Source organism: Paenibacillus sp. FSL M7-0420, assembly GCF_038002345.1.
GTDB lineage: Bacteria > Bacillota > Bacilli > Paenibacillales > Paenibacillaceae > Paenibacillus_AQ.
Genome location: NZ_JBBOCJ010000001.1, coordinates 488,404 through 509,684, shown reverse-complemented (window position 1 = coordinate 509,684; position 21,281 = coordinate 488,404). Strand labels below are relative to the sequence as shown.

Below are 21,281 nucleotides of genomic sequence, written 5' to 3'. Positions count from 1 at the left end.
CCTTATTGGTAGATATGCGATACGCCGGTTCGTGTGATCACCAGTACCCCCGTATTCTCATCCGGCAAAAGCAGCAGCACCTTATCATCGTACAATTGCTTGCCTTGAGCGTTATAACTGGTCATTTCATTCGTGGCGCGATTAATTTTGGTGACTCCGCTGTCTGTTCCGATCCATAAATAAGTCCGGGTCTTGTCTAAGACAGAGGTATTAATCCCCCGCATCGAAGCGAATATGGAAGGCTTGATATTAAATTCATAGTTAACAAAAGTCACGGCATTCACAAGGTCCGGCATGACGACATCCTTGTTAGCGATCGGAGGATTGTAGGAAGGGTCCTGAAGGAAGGTCAGGTATTGCTTGGCCAGCCCTTCTGCTCCTGTGGAGCTGAACGAGCTTAATGCTTCCGCATAGGTGTACAGCTCGGCAGCCTTAGGCTCTGGTGTCGGCGTTGGTTTTGGTGTCGGTGTTGGCGTCGGTGTTGGCGTTGGTGTAGGTGTCGGCGTCGGCGTCGGCGTTGGTGTTGGTGTAGGTGTCGGCGTCGGTGTAGGTGTCGGCGTCGGTGTAGGTGTCGGTGTAGGCGTCGGATTCCCCGTACCCGGGCTAGGGGTTGGATTCGGAGATGAGGTTGGCGCTGGAGTTGGAGCCGGAGTTCCTGTGCCGCCGCTTGAACCCGATCCTCCCGGGTTGCCGGCCGCAGGATGGATGAGATGAACTGAAGCGTCGTAATCTTGCCCGCCTATCGTTACCTTGGCAGCATTGACTGTCAGCTTGTCCGGCTTGACCGGGAAAGACACCCCTTCTCCATTGACCACCGCTTCGGCGATTGTCCCTTCACCGGTGATCACTGCGGCACCGTTCAAGGTCATTTTCGTTACAACACTGCCTTTGTTAAGCTTAATCGCTGAACCGCCTGCCTTAAGGGAGACGTTGAAGCTTCCAATCTGGCCGCTCTCCAGCGTGAAGCCCGCCGGTGCAGCTACATTTAATTCATTGACATCCCCTGACACGGAGACAGCATCGGAAGCCCGCGTAAGCAAGTTCATGGTACTTATCGGCTGGCCGGATTCATTAACAATTCTGGCGCCCGAGGTTACATCTATCTTCCCGGCAGTGGACTTCCCCTTGAGGATCACTCTTACCGGAGAAGCAGGCTTGCTGATAACAATGCTGCCCACTTGACTGTCTGTCAGCGTAATGCTGTTCACACCGCCGCCGTTGATGTAGACGACGCCTCCAACCGCTGCGTTATTGAGGCTCAGATTCCCTTCGCCAACGCCGGGTGTAATATATACATTCCCTGAGAGCTTCAGACCGGATAACGTACCTCCCGCTGTGTTAACGATCAGATTGCTGCCGGAGATGCCGGAATGCTCTGCCCCGTCTGCAATCAGGGTTCCCATGGCATTGTTGATCATCTTCACCGCCTCGGCCCGCGTCAATGCCTTCTTGGGCTGGAACGCGCCTTGCGGTGTGCCCGCTACATAACCGGCCTCCTTCATCGCATAGACCGCTTCCTTGGACCAGCCGGCAATAAGGGCATCATCTGTGAACGGGGCATATGAATTCCCTGATGCGGCAACATGGAATACTCTGCTGAGCATCAGCGCCGCCTGCTCACGGGTCAGGATCTCCAGCGGCTGGATCTTCCCTCCGCCATCGCCGATAAGAGCACCGGCTGCGACCGCCTTGCTGATGTCAGAGGCGTACCAGGCCGTCTTAGGAACATCGCTGAAGCTCTGGCCGCTCTCCTCAGTGAAATTAAAAATCCGGTTAATCAAGGCGGCGAATTCTGTTTTGCGGATTCCCTCATTCGGCAGCACGAGGCCATCCGGATTCCCCTTCAGCAGCCCCATCTCCTTCCACGAGGCGATTTCCTCAGCGGCCCATGCAGGAATCTTCTCGGTGGTCTCTGCCGATACCGTGGACACACCTGTCAATGCCACGGACGATACGATGGTAAATACTCCGAGCATCTGCTTCCATCTGAACTTCATATGCATTCCTCCTCAAAGTGTAATCGTTAACGCGATAAAGCCAGCTCCAGAATAGCCCTAACCAATGTCACCCCCATGTAAGGTTTCCGTTGTTGTTGTAGTAACATTTACACACATTCTATTTTTAATCATAACAAATTGTCAACACATTTATTACACGGGTTCTACATCCGCCCTCCATTTTCCACATCCTCCCATAACATCGTATATTTCCTTGTAATATCAACATTGTTTACGCTTACAAATTTTTACGCAGGAAGAGTTCTACCCTGTTCACTTTCTGTTAAATATGAATTTTCTCTGTCTTTTCGCCTAAAAAAAACAATTGACAGGTCCTTGGCTATACTTAATAATGAAAACTATATTGTTACTACAAATTACTTATTCCGCACAAATCTTAGACCAAATCGGGAATACCTCACTCTATTGAGTTAAGTAATATTACATACGGGAGTGTGAAGACGAAAGGGAGAGCAGGGTGAAGAGGGAATCGCGTAGTCGCATCAGCTTATTGGCCCATACAAATCGAAGGAGCGATGAACGAATGAACAAAAGGAATATTGCACTGGTCTCAACGATGCTGGTTACCGCCTTGACGGGCTGCTCTTCTGCAGCCTCTAATGACAGCTCAGCCAATAACGGCGGGTCCGGTGCTAAACAGGATACCCTCCGGATTGCTATGGGCTCGCCCGGCGAAGGCTTGATCAAGGTCTGGGAGACGATCGGCAAGGAGTTCGAGGCACAGCATCAGGGGATTAAGGTGGAATTCAACTATCAGGACGATGACACGTATCAGACGATCGGATTGCCCAATCTGCTAAGCGGCAAGAACGCTCCTGACCTGTACTTCGAATGGGCCGGACAGCGTCTGCAGACCCGAGTCACGGATGGTTATGCCGCAGATATTACCGGACAGCTTGAGAGCTCAGGACTGAAGGATATGTTCGCCGAAGGTACCTTCAATGGGATGGTGATCGACGGCAAGACGTATATGATTCCTACTGCGGGCGATGTGACGAACGTAATCTTTTACAATAAAAAGATGTTCAACGATCTGGGCCTTCAGCCGCCAGCCACCTGGGAGGAATTCCTGAAGGTATGCGAGACTATTAAGCAGGCAGGCATCACCCCGCTCGTCATCGGCAACTCCGATCTGTGGACAGCAGGCAACTGGGTCGCCCATATCCTCTCACGTGTTGCGGGCGAGGATGCCTACAGTGAGGCCATGCAGCTCAAGCAACCGTTCAATTCCCCTGATTTCGTCAAAGCCTATGGTTACGTGAAGGAGCTCTGGGATAAGGGCTATATTAATGAGAACATTAGTGCCGCAAGCGACAGTGAAGCGGATATGCTGTTCCTGAACGGCAGCGGTGCCATGCATCCGATCGGCAGCTGGCTGGCTGCGACCGCTGTGGAAGAAACGCCCGACCTTGAGCTAGGCTACTTCAATACACCGGCCATGCCGGACGGCAAGGGCAATCAGGAGAGCGTAATCGGCGTGTTGAACGGAATGGTGGTCAATAAGAACTCCAAGCTGATCGACGAAGCCATTGAATTCATGAAGCTCTACAGCTCCCCCGAATCCTCGAAGAAGCTCTCAGACGCCGGGGCTGTGCCGATTACCAAGGACGGGATCGACAAGGAGACCATGCTTCCGCTCTCGCTGGAGTTGAACGATCTGATGGAGAATGCCCCGGTGCTTGTGTCGCCGCCCGATACCGGCTATTCCATTGAGGTCGCCAACGCGCTTAATATGGCCACCTCTAAGGTGATCGGAGGCGCTGAGTCCCCTGAAGCTGCTCTGGCTGAGCTGGAGACCACCATCGCCCCTCTGAAAAAATAACGGTGAAGCCGCCCGCAAGGCGGCTTCATCCCGAGAACGGAAATTATGTACTACCTTGTACATCAAGAATTGGAGGTGGCCCCATGTCCGGCCGAAGCAATAAGCTCTCTCCCTACCTGTTCATCTCTCCCGCCCTCCTGCTGTTTGGCTTCGTTGTTCTGGTCCCCGTGCTGATGACCTTCGTCTTCAGCTTCTACGACTGGAACGGGATCGGCACGATGCATTTCACCGGCTTCGACAATTATATCCGCGCTTTTCAGGACCAGATCTACATTAACTCCTACGGACACACGCTTATCTATATTGTTGCTACGGTCCTGGTTGAGGTCATTGCCGGACTCGGACTCGCAGGCTTAATCACGATGGGCCGCAAGGGCAGCGGACTCTTCCGGCTCGCCTTCTTCGTACCCGTCATGCTGCCGATGATTGTCGTCTCCTACCTGTGGAAGTTCGTCTATAATTCCGATTTCGGCCTCATTAATATCCTGCTGGAGAAAATCGGCCTGGAGAACTGGACCCGTATCTGGCTGGGCAACCCCGATACCGCGCTTTATGCCATCTGTATCGTCTCCGGCTGGGTGTATGCAGGCTTTTATATGACCATCTTCTATTCCGGAATCCAGCGCATCTCCAAAGAAGTCTACGAATCGGCCTATCTGGACGGCGCAGGGGAAGCACAGATCTTCTTCAAGATCAAAATCCCCATGATCCGCAATCTGGTGGAGACAGGCATCATGCTGTGTGTGCTCACCGGCTTCCAGTCCTTCGATCTGTTCTATGTAATGACTAACGGCGGACCGTACAATTCAACCGAGATCGTAACCACCTATCTGGTCAAGGTCGTCTTCACCCATATGAGCATCGGCTACGGCTCCGCGCTGGCCGTCATTATGACGATTGTAATCGCGGTGATCGGGCTGGTGGCCGGCAAAATGAAGAAGAAGGACGACGGTGTCCTGGAGTATTAGCGGGGAACCCGGAGCATGCAGACTCTGACATTATGAGAAAGTGAGGTGTATCCCTTGACGACCACAGCCCTGGATATCAAGAAAAAATCCTATAACAGCGGGGAAGCCGCCCGCCGCAGACCGTTCCCGCATATCCTGTATTATCTGTTCATGATCGTCATTTCCTGCTTCTATGCCTACCCGATCCTCTGGCTTATTCTCTCTTCCTTCCGGGAGAACCGGGAGATCTTCTCCTCTCCGTTCGCGCTGCCGGAACAGATTAATCTGCAGAACTGGTCCAAAGCCTGGACAGTCGGCAATATGAGCACCTACGCCAGCAACAGTGTAATTGTCACCTCGGTCACCGTTGCGGGCATTCTGCTCTTCGCCAGTCTCGCAGCCTTCGCCTTCAGCAAGCTGCGCTTCCACGGCAGCAGCCTGCTGATGCTGCTGTTCGTCTTCGGACTGTTCATGCCGCTGCAATCCTTTTTCATTGCGCAGAGCTATATTTTTGAGCAACTGAATCTGAAGGATTCTTATATGGGGTTAATTCTCCCTTATATCGGTACCGGACTTCCGCTGGCCATCTTCCTGCTTAAGGCGTATTTGGACTCGATCCCGAAGGAGCTGCTGGAGGCTGCCCGGATTGACGGCTGCGGCGACTGGCGGATGTACGGCAGAATCATTCTTCCGCTCTTGGTTCCGAATATGGCCACCGTGGGGATCTTCTCTGCGCTGAATGCCTGGAATGAGCTGCTGCTGGCCATGCTGTACATCCAGGACGACTCCCTGAAGACGATTCCGGTAGGTCTGCTGGCCTTCTCCAGCCGCTATATGACCGACTATAAGCTGCTGTTCTCCGCACTGGCGATGATTACGCTCCCGATGATTATTGTCTACCTCTTCTTCCACCGCTACATTGTGGCCGGCTTGACCGAAGGGGCGCTGAAATAAGCGGCTGGCAGTAATGTCATTCACAATAACAACAAAAAGCCCCTTCAGCAGACGTAACCGGAACCATGACCTCATGAGATTCCAAGTCTATGCTGCCCGAAGGGGCTATCTTGCAGCTAACGAATTTGGTAGCCAACCCCCTCCTCCCTTAGAACCCGCAGCACCCGCCCTCTGGCTCTGGAGATATATTGGCGCACGTGCTGGGGCGGGAGGTTCAGGAGCTCCCCGATCTGCGGGTCGCGCAGTTCCAGCTTGTATTTGAAGTAGAGCAGATTGCGGTCGCGTTCAGACAGTTGCAGCATGGCTCTCTCTAGCGCTCCTACTGCTTCAGCCTGGATGTAGTTCTCTTCTGTCGCGGCTGCGGGATCAGGGATTTGCTCCGCTACATCGTTGTTCAAGCCGGTGTAGACCTTCCTGGAACGGCGGGCGCGCCTTCGGATATGGTCATAACAATAATGCTTAATGGTGTTGACGACATAAGTGGTAACTTTGCAGCCGTTCAAGGTGCGTAACAAGGCGGTCTTGGGAATCAGCCGGATGAAAGCTTCTTGAATGACATCCTCAATGACCTCCTGATCCTTAAGGATGGTATAAGCTTTCTTCCTCATTAATGGATAGTGGCTATCGTATAGATCCTTCAGGAATGTTGTATCATCATCGGGTTCACGGGTATGCAGAACGCGAAGCGAAATTGGTAACCCCTCCTCATATCATCCCCCTATAGGCACTGCTATCTACGAGCCCGCGGGAACCCTGCCCCCGTTCTTAGCAGCACCACCGTAACTATCGCCGTTGCCCCCAGCAGCATGAGATTCCAGCGGTCCAAGATCCTGTAGAACAGATCCGGTGACAGGTAGGCTCCATTCTGATATAGTGCCTCGTCAATAAGCCGTGCGAAGGTATGTGTCCCCTGGTTCAGGGCCCAATGCTGCTGACGTACCGCCGCGCGAAAAGGCTTATTTGCCCGAATCGCCGCGTCCAATACAGCCTCTAAGTGGTCTATTTTAATATAGTAATACTCCTCGCCCAGTCCAGGACTTGCCGCCTCTGCCGTCTTGAACGGCCGGACATACCGCCACCCCTTCCCATACGTAGGATAGCTGGTATACCCGTACCCTAACTCATAGAATGAAGACCCCTGTGTATCCTCCGGAATTGCCTCAATCATCGTCCCTTTGGGGATTTCCAAGGCGACAGCTGTTTCGTCAGTTGGAATCTCAGTATAATACTTCAGAGACACAGGCGCTTCTATACGGTGTGTTAATGAATATTCAGGCTCTCCAGATATGCCGGGAAAATAAGAGCTATACGCGCCCAGATCCATCTGCTCCAGCGGAGTGCCTTGCTGATAGGGACTGGCTGGTACCGCAGCTGAGAAGTCTTTGCGTAACTGGTGATTGTGATACCATGCGGCCCCTGTCCGGTAGACAATAACACACAAGAGGATAATGACCGTCAACACGGTGCACCACCACAGGAATGGCTTAGAGACTGAGGGAACAGACATGTCATTATCCTCCTTATGGGTACTGTATAACTAGTTAGTCTTGACGGTGAAGCCGGCATGCTCCGCATAATAAATCGGGGTGGAATACATGATCTTAGCAGGCCCGCTCGTAGGATTGCTTCTGGCTGTTACAATGCCATGCAGCTTGTTCGCACTTCCATCCTTCATATATACCGGTCCTCCGCTGTCTCCCCCGGCAACGGCATCGGTACCGGATGAGTTCTGCATCAGAGACTGATACAGGCCATTCACATAATAGGTATTAAACAGGCCATCGGAGTAGATAACGTTTATGCTCGCTTGTGTCACAGTCCCCCAAGAATATCCGGTTGTTGCACCGTATTTATAGATCGTGGTTCCCACAGGAACCGATGAATAGGTCCCGGTTATGGACACACTTCCATACACTTTGTTCGTCGCCGTATCACTCCCGGTTAACTTCACCATCGCAAAATCGCCCAGCGAATCTACACCAGTTGCACCGTTTGTTCGGTTCGCACGCTGATAGCTAACCTGTCCTGTCCGTGTTCCCGAATACTGAATATAAGGATATCTTGTAGATAAGAAGCCTACCTTCTCATTGCTGTGTCCAGCCGTCAGAATGGCATTGCTGCCCCCATAACTGCCGCCTATGCCGACACTTAATCCAGCGCCATTATCTTCATTGGTAATCCGGTCTCCTCCCCATAATTGGGCGGTACTCGTATTAGACGTTCCTGGCTCGATACGGACAGGCAAGCTCTCTGTTGTCTTTTGGAGAGTCTGGGGCTGCTCACTCATAAGCTTATTGTAGTCTTCTTCAATCACTGAGACAAAGAACACATTAGCCTTCCGGTCCACACCGTAGCTTCCGATGCTATAATTCTGCTCCTCCAGCTGTTTCACGACTTGATCTAGACTATTCAAATAATCCAGAGAGTATGAAGCGCTTTCAAATATAACATGATCACTATCCTGTGCACGCTTCATATACTCTTCTTTCAGCTCTTCGGAAGGATCTACTAACATAATCACCAGTTTATCGCCGCTGACATATTCCCCTGCATAATGTTCGGGATACACCGGTGTACCTAGTTCATCTTTATCGAAACTGTCCCAGAGATTCTGATAGGCTCGAAGGGCCGGCTCCTGCAATTCCATCGCTTGTATAATAGCTTTCGGTACAGTATGGGTCAAGTCAGCATTTCGATCAGCACTAGAAGCAGCGACACTCATTGGAATCATTAATAATACGAGCATGAGGCCTAGAAAATAGCGGAAGTTCTTTTTCAACAAACTCATCCTCTCTTCATAAGTTTTGCCCTTCAATACAGTGATGCGCATCCTCCCTTCGGTTATCAGTAATAGCGTTATTCGTCGAAATGGCTCATGCTGTCTATTACTATACGACGCATTAGTCGACTAAATGTAACACATTTTTGAATAATTTTACTTTTAATAATTAAAATCGCCATCCTCCGGCTCCCCCACCGTAAGCCTTGAACCTTCCAATCCATGCATCCCACTGGCTCTGCTCCATCTGGGCATAGAACAATAACCCGCTAGGTTCAACGGAGGCCGTTATGAAACTCTCATCCGCTTCCTGCCCGAACCAATAGGGAATTCCGTCTGTATAGCCCATCCAACCTAGCATAGACTCATATATATCAGCAACCTTCGTCCATATCTCATCCGGCAGATGTGCCCAGATATTCAGGTTACAGTTATGGGTGTCCATTCTGTTCAACTCCTTCCTCTTCAGCATTTCAACCTATGATTCTCTTGGAATACACCATAAGCTTATATAAGTTGTTGTCTGACTCCACACTATTGTCCTTTGCTGCCTCTGACACGATCTCATGGATTTCTTCGCCTTTCACTACATCCACATATTGCAACAGCACCTTACTTAGGTGATTAACCTTCTCCAGTACACATCGGAAAGGCAGCTCCTTCCCTTCATATAACGACACTACCGAGACCTGGATCGCAGGAATTCGATAGTCCCCCCAAATAAACTTCATTTCCATCCTATCAATAAAAAACGAATATAATCAAATCCATCCTTCCTTCAGACAACCGTTGCTTCAGTCTTATTCCAGGTGGCAACAGAAAAACCCTCTCCATCAAGAGAGGGCATTCCAAACTTCCTATTCGCTTCCCGTTTCAAGCTATTCCCTTACTCCTTCCCACCCTTAAGCCCTGCTTCCGCCCACTCCGCTACCCTCCGGCTGCTCTCTTCGTCGGACAAGTCCTCAATCCGGGTCATCACTGACCATCTGACGCCGAAGGGGTCCAGGATGCTTCCGAATCTATCGCCTGAAACGAAGCTTGCCACCGGCTCTCTAACCGTTGCTCCTCTTGCTGCCGCATTGTCTACGACCTGATCGACATTCATTACGTAGATTCCCAGAGAATAACATGCATTGTCACCCTCTGGCGGCAGGACCAGATGATATGCCGGATTCGCTGCCCCCAGCTGTAAGCGGCCATTGCCGAAATCCAGTTCCGCATGAGCAATAATAGCCTCCCCGTTAGCACCGGGATATTCCGTAATATAGTTGACCTTCGCACCGAAAACAGCTGTATAGAACTCTATCGCCTCAGAAGGATGATTTACTGCTATGAATGGGGTAATGGTTGTGAATCCGTTGGGTCTCCCCTTATCCGTATATTGGCCCGATACTCCCATATGCTCTTTGCTTGTCATTAAGTTATGCCTCCTTTAGTTCATCAACTCATAGAAATACTTCGCTTCCTGGGTCTTGTAGAGACTATACCAGGCCTTCAATTTGTCTGGGGCCATTACATCCATGGCTTTCAAGACATGCACAGTGAATTCCAACGGAGCGATGCCGGAGGCGGTGATCAGCTTGCCATCCGTTACAGCAGACTGCATCTGGTAAAAGTCCCCGCCGGTATACGCAGGACAGACCATCCGGAGATACTCCAGGTCATTGCTTGTATGCGGGCGTGAATTCAGCAGGCCGGCCTGGGCCAGTCCCATGGTGGCTCCGCAGATGGCTGCAACTAATATACCCTCCTGTATACATCGCTCAGCGAGCCCTAGGATAGGCTTGTGGATGGCTTCGGTCCATGTATTTCCGCCGGGCAGAATCAAGGCATCTGCGCTTGCTATGCTGCACTCATCCACCGTGATGTCAGGCATGATTGTCAGTCCGCCCATTGTAGTGACAAGCGTCTTCTCATTGGCAACAGTAACTATTGCAGACGGGGCCACCCCCTCCTTATAGTACCTTCCCGAATTCAGTTCGGCCGTTAAGTATCCAATCTCCCAATCGGCCATGGTGTCGAACACATATAGATATACGGTATGTTTCATGTGTAGCTCCTCTCTCTATGACTATCTCTATAATAAAATAGCTTCACTGACAACTGCTGTCAGTGAAGCTATGTAAGCTGAACATATTTCCTTTCCATCCTATCAATAAAAAACAGCTATAATCAACAGTTCCATTCCCGCCTATGAACAGCTATGCTATCTTACCTTTATGCATTTATATTGTGTTGGCAAGGAGGAGATGGCAATGACTGCGCACAACAATCTGGAAGAGTACCGTGATCCGGTCAACTATGATCTGGAGTTCAGCGGGGAGACACGAAAATATCAGTTCTATCTGGAGTGGGCCAAGGCGTCTACCGGAGAGGTTTTGGAGCTGGCTTGCGGAACCGGATTGACGACTCTGCCGCTGGCTCAAGCGGGAATAGCAATGACTGGCGTTGATATTGCTTCCTCTATGCTGGCTTATGCGCGGATGAAGGCCGGGAACTTGCCCGTAGAGTTCATCGAAGCCGATGCGCGAACCTTCCGCTCCGATAAGCGGTTTGCCATGATTTATTTAACGGGGAATGCGTTTCAGGCTTTTGTGAGTGATGAGGATCAGGCTGCCTTGCTCCGTACCGTCTACCATCATCTGGAGCCCGGAGGACGACTGATCTTCGAGACGCGCAATCCCGCAGGAACTGACCTGTCTGATGAAGGGGAGACGGCTTGGGGGCAATTCATCGATTCAGACGGCAACGTAGTCAAGGTATCGGGCACACAGACCTACGATGCGGAACGTTCTATCATGCACTGGGTAACCTTTCGCGATTGGGGCTATAAGCGGACGGAGTCGCGGATCGACTGCCGGTTTACAACACACGCTGCGCTGACAGAGTTACTGACCCGTTACGGATTTCGTATCGAGCACCAGTATGCGGACTGGGATCGAACACCGTTCACCCCCTCCTCCCCGCTCCTTATCAGCGTATGTAAGAAATTGTAATCTTCAATCTGTTCTTTTTGCCATAATTAAGCTCATGATCTGCTCCATCTCCTCTTGGTTCAGGACGGAATACCAGCGGGTCGTTGTGTTATCCTTGCTAATTTTCAGCAAAAGCAGCTCATCCCTGTCTTCGGAGACATCCAGAATTACTCTTAGGCTTCCCTGAACGTCTAACCATATCGAGTCGAACGGATCAGTTCCTTTTGGGTCACTTTTTATTTTTTCCTTCACTTGCAGGCTGGAGAGCCGGTTCAGCAGGCCGCTAAGATGATCATCACCCTTAATCTTGAATTCGCTCTCCGCATCATTTCCGGGCAGGAATATCAGTGTAGTAATCTCCTTGTCAGGTAAGGCAGTAACCAGCTGCCCTAACGTTGTGGTTACAGGATTGAGCCAGATCCGAATGGTGGTACCATAATTTTGGATCAACAGGAAGATAGGAATGGCTGCTAATAGAATTCTCAGTGTTAAAAAAACCTTCCGGTTACGCATAAAGGTCACCCTCCTTGTTTACACCGTCACCCCCGGTAATACTCCGCCAAGTCCGCTGCAACCGCAGCAGCCCTGTCTTTGAGGCTCTGCGGCCCGGTGATTTGAATGGACTTTCCATATGATAAAAGGAAGTGCGGAACAAAATGCTGTATAGCCCATTCTTCGAGCATGAAAATAGCTTGGCCGGGGGTTCGCTTCTGCAGATGATGGGCGAAATACCAATGAAGACAGAGGTCGTCCAGGGCCTCCGCCCGGCCCGCGATGACTACGGTGGTTAACGTCCCCTTGCCTGGCAGATCAGGCAGCATCTTCTGCAGGAAGAAGTCACGGGCCGAGAAGGCTTCGGGGCGCTTGAAGTGTCCCGGTGCCGGCTGGATAGTGAGCATCCGGTCAGCCCGGAAGCTGCGGATCTCCTGCTTCAGATGGCAAAAGCCTACGGTGTACCATTTGTTGTTCCAGTACACGACGCCATAGGGGTCAATTGTTCTGCGCTTGGCCTGTTCCTCCCGCCCGGTGCGGTAGTCGGTCTCTACCGGGTATTCCCTTGCTATGGCTTGCTCTAATTCCGCGAGCACAGATTGAACCGCAGGCGGTGCCTTGCGCCCGGCCACCTCAAATCCCGCTAACTGATGGCTGAGCGTGCGCTCCTGCTCCGGGTTGTTATACAGCCTCAACTTCGAGGCAGCATGGTCTAAAGCCTCACTCCCCGGGTATCCGGCTTCCTTGGCGAACTCAGCGGCATGAAGCAGCGCTTTTTTCTCCTCCAGGTCGAACAACAGCGGGGCTTTAATGAAATGGTTCAGCAGGCGGTAGCCGCCATTATGGCCGGAGTCTGCGATAATCGGCACCCCGCTGGCACAGAGGGCATCGATATAGCGGTACACGGTGCGGATATTAAGCTCCAGCCGTTCGGCGATCTGCCCCGCTGTCAGCTTGGCGCCGGTATTCAGCATCCATAGGATGGCTAAAAGATTATCTTTTTTGGGCATATTGGAAGTCCTCGTTCATCTTGATATCGTTCTGACATTCACCCCCAAGTATATCATAAGCTGGTGAATCCCTCGGGCGTCTTATTTCCTTTCTAAGGGCAAAAGCATTGTTGCACATTTTGCAGGATTTTTCTATAGCTATCACTAGCTGCGGGTACATTGTTGCATGTTTTGCATAAATTCCGGTGCAGAGAGCAGGTTATCGCTGACTTTGTTGCATTTCGTGCAGGATTTCAGCAAAGCCCCCTTCTATTGAGCAGTATTGCTGCAATTTTTGCAGGATTTCTTTAAAAGTGTTACAACAGAAAAAAATCACAATTTCCTTACAATAACAAAGACGCTGCGGGAGCCCCGAGCGTCTTTTTCCTTTTTTATAAAAGAGAGGTACTCCCTTAGTTCTTCCCTCCATACCCCTTATACGTCCCGTATACAGCATTGGCATATTGATCCGCCAGGATCGGGCGGCCGTAGGAATCGGTGGCGCCTGGATACCAGTTGTCGCCCCCGTTGTAGTGTAAGAGTCCGTTGTAGATGTTGCCGAATCTTGCGATCTTCTCATCAAGAATCAGTCCGCCTAAGGCTACCTGATCCTGTTCGCTGCTGTGATTATACGTGCGGCCGAATTTGGCGCTGAATTGGGAGGCATACGCGGCACGTGTATTCGGTTCAACCTGCATCAATCCGTCACCGGCGGATGGGCTGCCCGGCAGACCTGCTCCGAAGCTACTCTCCTTCTTGATGACTGCGCTCAGTAGTAGTGCGAAATCCCCGCCTTTTCCGAATTTATTGTCCACATTCATGGCATACGTCCAGATCTGGCTGGGCACCTCGGAGGGGCGGGTGACGCCGGTTGCGGGCGGTGAACCGGTGTAGATTTTGACCGAAGACATCTTGTCATTCACACTGTCGCCGACCCAGGAGGAGCTTGATGTATAGGTCCACTTCGTGCCGCCAAAATTATCGTCCGCATACACCTCCACCGTCCAGCCGCTGGGCACCTTGAGCGAGGACATCCAGTCATTCGGAATGCCCGCATTGTTCAGCTGGGACAGCACATAATTGCCTGTTCCCAGGGTGACGGCCTTGCCGCCATAGTCCCTGTCTGCATAGAAGATGGCTCCGTTCGTAGCTGGTGGCGTTGTGGGCGTGGGCGTTGGTGTGGTGGTGCTGCCGCTTTTCCATAGTGCAGGAACATTCGGCGGCTCCCAGCCGGTCAGGGACGTATGCGCCTGAAGACAGGTATATGTACCTCCGCCATAGGTTACGGTGTCATTCACCGCATAGGCCGTGTTCGGCGACCACGCTCCTCTCGCGGCTGCATTTGCATTCGGTAAGGCGGTGAAGAACACGGACAACAGCATTACCATCACGGCCATTAGGGATACAGCTCTGACTGAAACTTTCTTATACAATAGCCAAGCCTCCTTAGATCGTTTCCCATAGAATAACCCCACAAAGTGCTATGGCTTCGATGCTTACTCAGTTACTTTACGGGGCCACTATCAGGGTACTATATTTTATTACCGATTTTCTAATTCATTCCAGCATTTTTGTATTTTTCGAATCAACCGTAGTAGCTTACAATTTTCGACATATCCGCTTCCATGCTTGGCATTCTACACAGCAATTTAGCCTGTTCATGAAAGAGAAGAGAACTTTACATCGTGCAATTTCACACAATTTTCGGCAATGATGCTATCATTAAGGCAATGAGCTTAAGAATGACGAATCTTGTAGATTGGGGTCGGCTTCATGATGAGGGGTATACTAAGGTCCGGTTCTCGTAAAATCTGGTTACATATCGCTGTGGTTGTGGTTATCGGGCTGATCGCAAGCTATGCTCTCTTGTCTACAACGCCGGATGCTCCCAAGCCCCGAAGCAAGGAAGGCCTTCTGGATCTAACGCATACCTCTATCCGTATGAATCCGCTGAAGTTACAGGGAGAATGGGCCTTCTATTGGCACAAGCTGCTCTCGCCCGAGGATATACGAAGCCGGATGGCAGGCGGGGAATCAGACCGGGACCGGTATATCAACATCCCCGGCTCCTGGCTGGGCTACCCGCTGGACGGTCAAGCGCTGAAGAGCGAAGGCTATGCCACCTTCCGGCTAGTGATCCAGCTTAGCGAGCAGGATCGTAAGGAGCGGCTGGCTCTGCGGCTGCCTACTATTTTTAATGCGTATAAATTGTGGGTGAATGGAGAGCTGCTGGCTGAGGTCGGTGTGGTGGATCAGGACAAGGAGGGCATGACGCCGCATCTGGCGACGAAGCTGGTGTTCTTCCAGCCTGAAGGCGACACGGTGGAGCTGGTGATGCAGGTCGCGAACTTCCATCATAAGCGGGGCGGCATCACTAAGAATATTGAGCTGGGCGGCAGTAATGTGTTAACGGTCCGGACTCATCTGAGGATTGCTGCGGATATGTTCATCACGGCCAGCCTGCTGGTGATCGGCGTGTATCATCTGCTGCTGTTCATGCTGCGGCGTAAAGACCGGGCACCGCTATACTTCGGTCTGTTCACTGTGATGTTCTCTATCCGCTCCCTGCTGAACGGTGAGCTTATGTTAACCCAGTGGCTGCCTCATTTTCCGTGGGAATTGCAGTTCAAGCTCGAGTATCTGATCCTATGCCTTGGCGGGTGGATGATCACGATGTATTTTGAATGCATTTTCCCGGATTACGTGTCGCGTTGGTTCCGCTATGGCAGCCGGATCGTCACCGGCGCACTCTGTCTGGTGGTTGTGGTGACCCCTGCCCTCGTCTATTCCCGGATGCTGCTGCTGATCGGTGTGGTCGTGGTGCTCCATATGGTGTATCTGATGGTGGGGCTGGCTCATGCGGCCTTGCGGCGGATGGAGGGAGCGCTGAGCTTCCTGCTGGTGTCGGTGGTGGCTCTGGCTACGGTGACCAACGATTTCCTGTATTACAACGAATGGTCGCCCATTGAGAACAGCTCGCCATTCGGACTGCTTATCTTCACGGTCGCCCAGATGCTGCTGCTCTCCTCCAGATTCACAAGGGCAGCAACGAATGAAGAACGGATTGCCCGGGAGCTGCAGGAAGCCAATCTCAAGCTCACCGGGATGAATGCCAATCTGGAGCAGCTCGTGCTGGAGCGCACCCATGCCTTATCCGCAGCCCACGAGGATCTCCGCCTGTCGTATGAGCGGTTACTGCACTCCGAGGAAGGCCGGAAGAAGCTGCTGGCCTACATTACGCATGATCTGCGCATGCCGCTGTCCAGTATGCTGGGTTATGTCGAGGCAGTGATGGATAGGGTGAAGCCGGAGCGCAATGAACAGTATTTGCAGTATATCCGCGATAACACGATAAGGATCAACCGGATGATCGGGGAGCTGAGTTTCTTGTCCCATCTGGAGACAGGGCAGGTGGAATACCGGATGGAGCCTGTTCAGGTGACTCAGTTCCTGCGCGGCTTCTATGAACAATATGAGCTGGTGGTGCGGGATGCGGGGCTGGATTTCGATCTGGACATCGGGGATACAGCAGCTTCAAGCGCTAACCTGCCCGTTGCCCGGATCGATACACAACGATTAGAGCAGGCGCTGTTCAATCTGGTGTCGAATGCGATGAAGTTCACTCCTGCCGGCGGGTTGGTGCGTCTTGCCTTAGCTGTGGATGAGATGAACGATAAGCGTTGTGCGGTCATCAGCGTGCAGGACTCCGGCATGGGTATTCCTCCAGAGCAGCTGGAGCAGATTTTCGACCGTAATTACCGGGTGGACCGGCCGGGGCTGGACATGGGCGTAGATGGCAGCGGGCTGGGGCTGGCGATATGCAGGGAAATTGTACAAGCGCATGGCGGGAGTGTGAGGGCGGAGAGTGACGGGAAGACCGGGTCGATTTTCCAGGTCATATTGCCATTGATTCAGGAAGCAGGAGAGTGACAATAGAATGGACATATACCGAATTATGATCGTCGACGACGATCCCCATATCTGTGAGATTGTTCAGCTATACTGCCAGCGGGAAGGCTTCGAGTCCTCATCTTGCCACAGCGGAGCCGATGCTATGATGCTGCTTGCGTCATTTAACCCGGACCTGATTGTGCTGGATGTGCTGCTGGCGAATGAGAACGGCATTGACTGGTGCAAGAACGCACGCAATTACACGAATGCCCCGATTGTGTTCCTAAGCAGTCAAGAGGAGGATGAGGTGAAGATCAGCGCCTTATCGTATGGTGGGGATGATTATGTGACCAAGCCGTTCAGTCCGGGCGTCCTCATGGCCAAGATCAAGGCTCACCTTCGCAGAGTGTCCACGGGCAGAAGGGAACAGCTGCTGGAGCTGCCGGGACTAACGCTGGATTTCTATGCACAGTCTGTCCATATGGGCAGCAGAACGATTTTTCTGTCCAAAAAAGAATTCAGCCTGCTCTCCTACATGGCACAGAACGTGAATCAAGTGGTCACGGTCGATACGCTGTTTCACCTCATCTGGGGGATGAAGAGTCTGGAGGATACGCGGACGGTCGCTGTCCACATCAGTAATCTGCGCAAAAAAATCGAGGACGATCCCGTTCATCCCGAGCGGATCATTACCGTCCGGGGGGCCGGCTATATGCTGGTTGCGGGCAAGCGCTGAGCATGGCAAATAGCTCCAACGGCAGCGGAGCCAGTGGAGCTTTTACAGCTGATTCTTGTATGTGTAACAGTCATAATGCCCCGCGACGCAGATCATAGAAATACTCCACCGCCGGATGCTTCCGCTGCATCTTCCCGGCCATCCCCTCGATCCGCTTCCGCCCGACTCTCCGGTCCATTAGAGCCAGAATATTCAGTACCATATCACTGCTCTCCAGGCTCTCCTCAATAGGCGTAACCAGGAACTTATTCGCCGCCACAATGAAATTCGATTTCGTCAGGCCAGCCTGGGCCAACATTAATGCCTTGGCGTGTTCGGTGGTTAAGCGGCTTCGGGCCATGACGATCAGGCGATCCTCGGGGATCGGCCCCTTGGCCGTTTGTCTGACCGCTTCAATATCTTCATTGGTGACGGGTATATGCAGCTCCGGGTCATTCTTGACCTCCAGCTCGGACGAATACCAGCGGATGGGGCTGGACTTGTCGGTCATGCTGAGAATGTTCTTCTTGTCCACCGTAATATAACAGGTGCCTGATTTATCCGGCGAATAGCGGTAAGCGGGCGCCCGGTACTCTACCCGTCCCTCTAAGGATGGGCTGAGGAAGCCCTCCAGTTGTTGCTTGAGTTTGCTCCAGGACATGTCTTCACCTCCATGAAAATGGGAAAAGGCCTGCCGGCCTCTTCCCCAATATTTTAATAATCCGCAAACGGCGCTTCGGGTAATCCGAGTTCTATGCGCAGAAGATTCAACGCTGAGGATTCCGGGTTTCTCCGGTATTGTTGATATTCTCTCGCCCGAATAAGAGTTTCGGCGCTTTCTCCGGGGTCCTGCGCTTGTTCCTCACGTATCCATTCCATTAGCATAGGCAGCTTGCTCTGAGGCGTAGTCTCCTGAGCAGCTTCGTGATCCGGATACCGGCTGCGTGACTTCTCATTGATCCGTTGGCACAATTCGAGCAGTTCGGGGTAGTGGCTGGTCAAGATGTCCGCAGGTGAGCTCTCCTGCCCGGAAGCCGCAGCTTGTTCCTCCTGCAACGCCCCAACTCGTGCTATGATCTCCCGCGCTATATCAGGGTGTCCCCACATCGTCACTCCATGTATACACCAATCCTCCACGAACGGCTCAAGCATAGCGATTGCTACTGTCCAGGGTGGCATCTTTATCATCGTTTCATTATAAGGCATCTTGAATCTTTCCTTGGTCCAAATATCTTCAATAACCGTGCCCTGCTCATAATGGTCCACCATCTGATAGCAGGAAGGTCTCATGGCTGTCCAGTTGTCCAGCATCCTCCGTTCTTCCCCGGAATACCGCCGGCCCTTCTCCTCCAGGAACCACTCAATACCGCTTAACCCATTCTCATAGACTTGGAAGAAGTACGCCCACATGTTACCGGCGCCATTCCTTAATGATCCTAACACAGGATCGAAGCGTTGACACTTCTGATGCTCGAAATTCCATTCTCCGGCCTGCTTCTGAGCGACAAAGTCATACAGATCGGTAGTCAACTTATATTTCCGGTCAAAAAAACGGCGCCCCTTCGCCTGCAACGATAATTCTTCCGCCTGCTTAAGCATACAGCACCGCTTGTACTTTTTGCCGCTGCCGCAAGGACAAGGGTCATTTCTTTCTATCATGTTCATACACCTCTGAGATTAGAATTGGCCTCTATCTAGTCTCCCATAATCCGGCACATATCTCCATGTTACCATACTTCCCGTCCTTGTTGCCCTCCTGTGGAGAACTCGTGATGGATGAGTCCCCCCTCAATCCTTATACGGATCGAACTCATCCGCACCCGCCATACATACGCCCACCGGCTTCAGCACGTGCATAACCTCAATGGTCCCGGCGTGTGCGTCCAGCACTTCTTGCAGCTTCCGGTAGACAAAAGGACTCTCGTCCGTGCCCGCGCCGCGCAGCGCTACGCCGAACTGCCGGACCGCCTCCAGCATTTGCGCTGTCGTAATTTGACCGCCGCTGCGGGTACGGGTTTTATAGTTCATCCGGCCCGCAGCCTGGGTCCGGCTCATGATTCGGCCCGCTCCATGAACGGTGCTGTAATAAGCCTCCCGGTTCTCCTCACTGTCCTTCCCCCGGACGATTACGGAGATGTCTCCCATGCTGCCGCCGATGAAGCCCATCTGGCCGGGTGCGGATGGAGTAGCCCCTTTGCGGACAACGATGACTTCCTTGCCGTTATGTGTCTCTTTCCAAGCATAGTTATGATGATTGTGCACCTCCAGGTCCGCTTCCGTTCCCAGAATAGCCAGCACCTGCTGGATAACGTAGTCTCTTCCTGCATAAGCATAGCGACCGGCCAGCTTCATCGCTCTGTAGTACATATCGCCTAGCTCACTGTTCAGGTCGAGCAGTACGGGCGGCTGATCCATCTTTTCCCCGGGGGCATTCGCCAGGAAGTCTCTGCCTGCGGCCAGGTTAAGGAATCCGCTCGCTGTCTTATGCCCGAACCCTCTGCTGCCGAAATGATTGGCAATCCACACCCGGCCGGTTGCGTCTTCTTCTAATATGTCTACGAAGTGGTTGCCGCTGCCGACGGTACCCAGCTGATTCTGCGCCAGAGTCTTAAGCTTATCGTGCACTCCGTTACCAACCGCCTTGAACACCGCCCAGTCGGGATCGTCGAACAGCTCATGATCGACCCGTTCATTATTGACCCGGCCGACACCGAAGGAGATTCTGCGGGCAATCTCGTCCATGATTCCTGAGAGCCTCGGCCGCAGCTCCTCTATCTTCAAGCCGGTCCGTACCGCCTTATTCCCGCAGCCAATATCGTAACCCACACCGGACGGGGAGATTTGCCCATCGTATACGACTACGCCGCCGATCGGCTGGCTGTAGCCTTTATGATGATCCGCCATGAGCAGGGTCTGCACCACATTCCCGGTTTCCGCACACATACGGGCCTGCACCAGCGCGCCATCGTCCGGCTTCCCCCACACCCGCACGCCGTCTATATTCTGATAAACCATATCTTTTAACCTCCTGTGGATCGGGATGACCCGAACTTCTGCCTCTATATTCGCTTAATTGGAGCACAAGGTACATGGCGGAAGTATTACGAACTGGGGATATCTAACAATGTAATATAAGTTAACGGAATTCAGGAACCTAAATAGACCGCCCCGGTAAAGGAAACGGCCTATTTACTATCACACAAGATTATATTCTTTCAGTACGATTACAGGAAGTTTATTTAGTATCTATTATTGCAATTTTCTTTACATTATCCCAGCTTATAGTTGCCCCTACAGCTTGACTAATAAAACGGAGATTCACATAAACTGTTCCTTCAGGCGTATTAAATGGCGTTTGAGTTAAAGTGAATTCTTTTCCATTGACATTGGCCTTAAGACTATCCACTGTCATTTTAATCGTTATCCCTGTGGTTTGGGCCGTAACATTTCCAGTTTTGGAATCCCACTTAACATTCATATTTAAGGCTTCAAATATTTTACGAAACGGTACCATCGTGTTTCCATTTATGATGATGGGCTTAGCATCGAAGCCAAGTGGCTTCCCGTCTAAAATAACAGAGCCATACGTGGTTGGTGTCGCTGCACTCACACTGGAGACTGAAATACAGCCTACTGAGACCATGATGAAGACGAGAAGCGGTATTATAAATTTTAATTTCATAAGACTCTCCTCCAAAT

At 51.8% G+C, this 21,281-nt stretch carries 20 protein-coding genes; 6 read left to right on the top strand and 14 right to left on the bottom strand.

All coding sequences use genetic code 11. The features are described 5' to 3' along the window. Positions 1 to 2 precede the first annotated feature (2 nt). Entirely contained in the window at positions 3 to 1,997 is a 1,995-nt protein-coding gene (locus MKX51_RS02235; RefSeq protein ID WP_340991043.1) for an S-layer homology domain-containing protein, read from the bottom strand. Between the two features lie 544 nt (positions 1,998 to 2,541). Here MKX51_RS02235 and MKX51_RS02230 point away from each other — a divergent pair. The 3 genes from MKX51_RS02230 to MKX51_RS02220 all read left to right on the top strand — a co-directional run bounded on the left by MKX51_RS02230 (position 2,542) and on the right by MKX51_RS02220 (position 5,741). Beyond that, positions 2,542 to 3,840, top strand: a complete 1,299-nt coding sequence (locus MKX51_RS02230; protein WP_340991042.1) for an ABC transporter substrate-binding protein — start codon at positions 2,542 to 2,544, stop codon at positions 3,838 to 3,840. 83 nt (positions 3,841 to 3,923) lie between these two features. Next, positions 3,924 to 4,808, top strand: a complete 885-nt coding sequence (locus tag MKX51_RS02225; RefSeq protein WP_340991041.1) for a carbohydrate ABC transporter permease — start codon at positions 3,924 to 3,926, stop codon at positions 4,806 to 4,808. A 54-nt stretch (positions 4,809 to 4,862) separates the two neighbouring features. Continuing rightward, positions 4,863 to 5,741 carry a carbohydrate ABC transporter permease gene (locus tag MKX51_RS02220; protein ID WP_340991040.1) on the top strand — a complete coding sequence of 293 codons (879 nt, stop codon included), beginning with the start codon at positions 4,863 to 4,865 and terminating at the stop codon, positions 5,739 to 5,741. A gap of 116 nt (positions 5,742 to 5,857) precedes the next feature. Here MKX51_RS02220 and MKX51_RS02215 read toward each other — a convergent pair whose 3' ends face one another. From MKX51_RS02215 to MKX51_RS02190, 6 genes are all read right to left on the bottom strand, one after another. After that, entirely contained in the window at positions 5,858 to 6,382 is a 525-nt protein-coding gene (locus MKX51_RS02215; protein WP_340995470.1) for an RNA polymerase sigma factor, read from the bottom strand. A gap of 89 nt (positions 6,383 to 6,471) precedes the next feature. Further along, positions 6,472 to 7,248, bottom strand: a complete 777-nt coding sequence (locus MKX51_RS02210; RefSeq protein WP_340991039.1) for a hypothetical protein — start codon at positions 7,246 to 7,248, stop codon at positions 6,472 to 6,474. Between the two features lie 30 nt (positions 7,249 to 7,278). Further along, the gene (locus MKX51_RS02205) at positions 7,279 to 8,520 is read right to left on the bottom strand and encodes a trypsin-like serine protease (protein ID WP_340991038.1); all 1,242 of its coding nucleotides are present in this window, start codon (positions 8,518 to 8,520) and stop codon (positions 7,279 to 7,281) included. 169 nt (positions 8,521 to 8,689) lie between these two features. Then, positions 8,690 to 8,965: a hypothetical protein gene (locus MKX51_RS02200; protein ID WP_340991037.1), complete on the bottom strand. Its 276-nt coding sequence runs from the start codon at positions 8,963 to 8,965 to the stop codon at positions 8,690 to 8,692. 441 nt (positions 8,966 to 9,406) lie between these two features. Next, entirely contained in the window at positions 9,407 to 9,937 is a 531-nt protein-coding gene (locus tag MKX51_RS02195) for a VOC family protein (RefSeq protein WP_340944246.1), read from the bottom strand. A gap of 15 nt (positions 9,938 to 9,952) precedes the next feature. Next, positions 9,953 to 10,570 carry a type 1 glutamine amidotransferase family protein gene (locus MKX51_RS02190; RefSeq protein WP_340991036.1) on the bottom strand — a complete coding sequence of 206 codons (618 nt, stop codon included), beginning with the start codon at positions 10,568 to 10,570 and terminating at the stop codon, positions 9,953 to 9,955. A 205-nt stretch (positions 10,571 to 10,775) separates the two neighbouring features. On the opposite strand from MKX51_RS02190, the gene MKX51_RS02185 reads away from it, so the two are divergent. Beyond that, on the top strand, positions 10,776 to 11,516 hold the full coding sequence (locus tag MKX51_RS02185) for a class I SAM-dependent methyltransferase (protein ID WP_340991035.1): 741 nt from the start codon (positions 10,776 to 10,778) through the stop codon (positions 11,514 to 11,516). A 3-nt stretch (positions 11,517 to 11,519) separates the two neighbouring features. On the opposite strand, the gene MKX51_RS02180 is transcribed toward MKX51_RS02185, so the two are convergent. From MKX51_RS02180 to MKX51_RS02170, 3 genes are all read right to left on the bottom strand, one after another. Next, positions 11,520 to 12,008 (bottom strand): hypothetical protein, encoded by a 489-nt coding sequence (locus MKX51_RS02180; RefSeq protein WP_340991034.1) that lies wholly within the window; start codon positions 12,006 to 12,008, stop codon positions 11,520 to 11,522. A gap of 26 nt (positions 12,009 to 12,034) precedes the next feature. Then, positions 12,035 to 12,997 carry a helix-turn-helix transcriptional regulator gene (locus MKX51_RS02175; RefSeq protein ID WP_340991033.1) on the bottom strand — a complete coding sequence of 321 codons (963 nt, stop codon included), beginning with the start codon at positions 12,995 to 12,997 and terminating at the stop codon, positions 12,035 to 12,037. Between the two features lie 392 nt (positions 12,998 to 13,389). Then, the gene (locus tag MKX51_RS02170) at positions 13,390 to 14,409 is read right to left on the bottom strand and encodes a carbohydrate-binding protein (protein ID WP_340944253.1); all 1,020 of its coding nucleotides are present in this window, start codon (positions 14,407 to 14,409) and stop codon (positions 13,390 to 13,392) included. 340 nt (positions 14,410 to 14,749) lie between these two features. Here MKX51_RS02170 and MKX51_RS02165 point away from each other — a divergent pair, with 340 nt between their 5' ends. Continuing rightward, positions 14,750 to 16,906: a sensor histidine kinase gene (locus tag MKX51_RS02165; RefSeq protein ID WP_340991032.1), complete on the top strand. Its 2,157-nt coding sequence runs from the start codon at positions 14,750 to 14,752 to the stop codon at positions 16,904 to 16,906. Positions 16,907 to 16,913: 7 nt separating this feature from the next. Beyond that, positions 16,914 to 17,603, top strand: coding sequence for a response regulator transcription factor (locus MKX51_RS02160; RefSeq protein WP_340944257.1), 690 nt, complete (start codon positions 16,914 to 16,916; stop codon positions 17,601 to 17,603). Between the two features lie 70 nt (positions 17,604 to 17,673). Here MKX51_RS02160 and MKX51_RS02155 read toward each other — a convergent pair whose 3' ends face one another. The 4 genes from MKX51_RS02155 to MKX51_RS02140 all read right to left on the bottom strand — a co-directional run bounded on the left by MKX51_RS02155 (position 17,674) and on the right by MKX51_RS02140 (position 21,264). Next, positions 17,674 to 18,243: an SF0329 family protein gene (locus tag MKX51_RS02155; protein WP_340944259.1), complete on the bottom strand. Its 570-nt coding sequence runs from the start codon at positions 18,241 to 18,243 to the stop codon at positions 17,674 to 17,676. 53 nt (positions 18,244 to 18,296) lie between these two features. Then, positions 18,297 to 19,241 carry an SEC-C domain-containing protein gene (locus MKX51_RS02150; protein ID WP_340991031.1) on the bottom strand — a complete coding sequence of 315 codons (945 nt, stop codon included), beginning with the start codon at positions 19,239 to 19,241 and terminating at the stop codon, positions 18,297 to 18,299. Positions 19,242 to 19,370: 129 nt separating this feature from the next. Next, positions 19,371 to 20,597, bottom strand: a complete 1,227-nt coding sequence (locus tag MKX51_RS02145; protein WP_340991030.1) for an RtcB family protein — start codon at positions 20,595 to 20,597, stop codon at positions 19,371 to 19,373. 220 nt (positions 20,598 to 20,817) lie between these two features. Continuing rightward, a complete protein-coding gene (locus MKX51_RS02140; RefSeq protein ID WP_340991029.1) occupies positions 20,818 to 21,264 on the bottom strand; it encodes a copper amine oxidase N-terminal domain-containing protein in 447 nt (148 codons plus the stop codon). Positions 21,265 to 21,281: the final 17 nt, after the last annotated feature.

Bases quoted from the DNA above. Each gene is read 5' to 3' on its own strand.
- MKX51_RS02235 (WP_340991043.1), bottom strand. From the start codon at position 1,997: ATGAAGTTCAGATGGAAGCAGATGCTCGGAGTATTTACCATCGTATCG.
- MKX51_RS02230 (WP_340991042.1), top strand. From the start codon at position 2,542: ATGAACAAAAGGAATATTGCACTGGTCTCAACGATGCTGGTTACCGCC.
- MKX51_RS02225 (WP_340991041.1), top strand. From the start codon at position 3,924: ATGTCCGGCCGAAGCAATAAGCTCTCTCCCTACCTGTTCATCTCTCCC.
- MKX51_RS02210 (WP_340991039.1), bottom strand. From the start codon at position 7,248: ATGTCTGTTCCCTCAGTCTCTAAGCCATTCCTGTGGTGGTGCACCGTG.
- MKX51_RS02200 (WP_340991037.1), bottom strand. From the start codon at position 8,965: ATGGACACCCATAACTGTAACCTGAATATCTGGGCACATCTGCCGGAT.
- MKX51_RS02195 (WP_340944246.1), bottom strand. From the start codon at position 9,937: ATGACAAGCAAAGAGCATATGGGAGTATCGGGCCAATATACGGATAAG.
- MKX51_RS02190 (WP_340991036.1), bottom strand. From the start codon at position 10,570: ATGAAACATACCGTATATCTATATGTGTTCGACACCATGGCCGATTGG.
- MKX51_RS02185 (WP_340991035.1), top strand. From the start codon at position 10,776: ATGACTGCGCACAACAATCTGGAAGAGTACCGTGATCCGGTCAACTAT.
- MKX51_RS02180 (WP_340991034.1), bottom strand. From the start codon at position 12,008: ATGCGTAACCGGAAGGTTTTTTTAACACTGAGAATTCTATTAGCAGCC.
- MKX51_RS02175 (WP_340991033.1), bottom strand. From the start codon at position 12,997: ATGCCCAAAAAAGATAATCTTTTAGCCATCCTATGGATGCTGAATACC.
- MKX51_RS02165 (WP_340991032.1), top strand. From the start codon at position 14,750: ATGATGAGGGGTATACTAAGGTCCGGTTCTCGTAAAATCTGGTTACAT.
- MKX51_RS02160 (WP_340944257.1), top strand. From the start codon at position 16,914: ATGGACATATACCGAATTATGATCGTCGACGACGATCCCCATATCTGT.
- MKX51_RS02155 (WP_340944259.1), bottom strand. From the start codon at position 18,243: ATGTCCTGGAGCAAACTCAAGCAACAACTGGAGGGCTTCCTCAGCCCA.
- MKX51_RS02150 (WP_340991031.1), bottom strand. From the start codon at position 19,241: ATGATAGAAAGAAATGACCCTTGTCCTTGCGGCAGCGGCAAAAAGTAC.
- MKX51_RS02145 (WP_340991030.1), bottom strand. From the start codon at position 20,597: ATGGTTTATCAGAATATAGACGGCGTGCGGGTGTGGGGGAAGCCGGAC.
- MKX51_RS02140 (WP_340991029.1), bottom strand. From the start codon at position 21,264: ATGAAATTAAAATTTATAATACCGCTTCTCGTCTTCATCATGGTCTCA.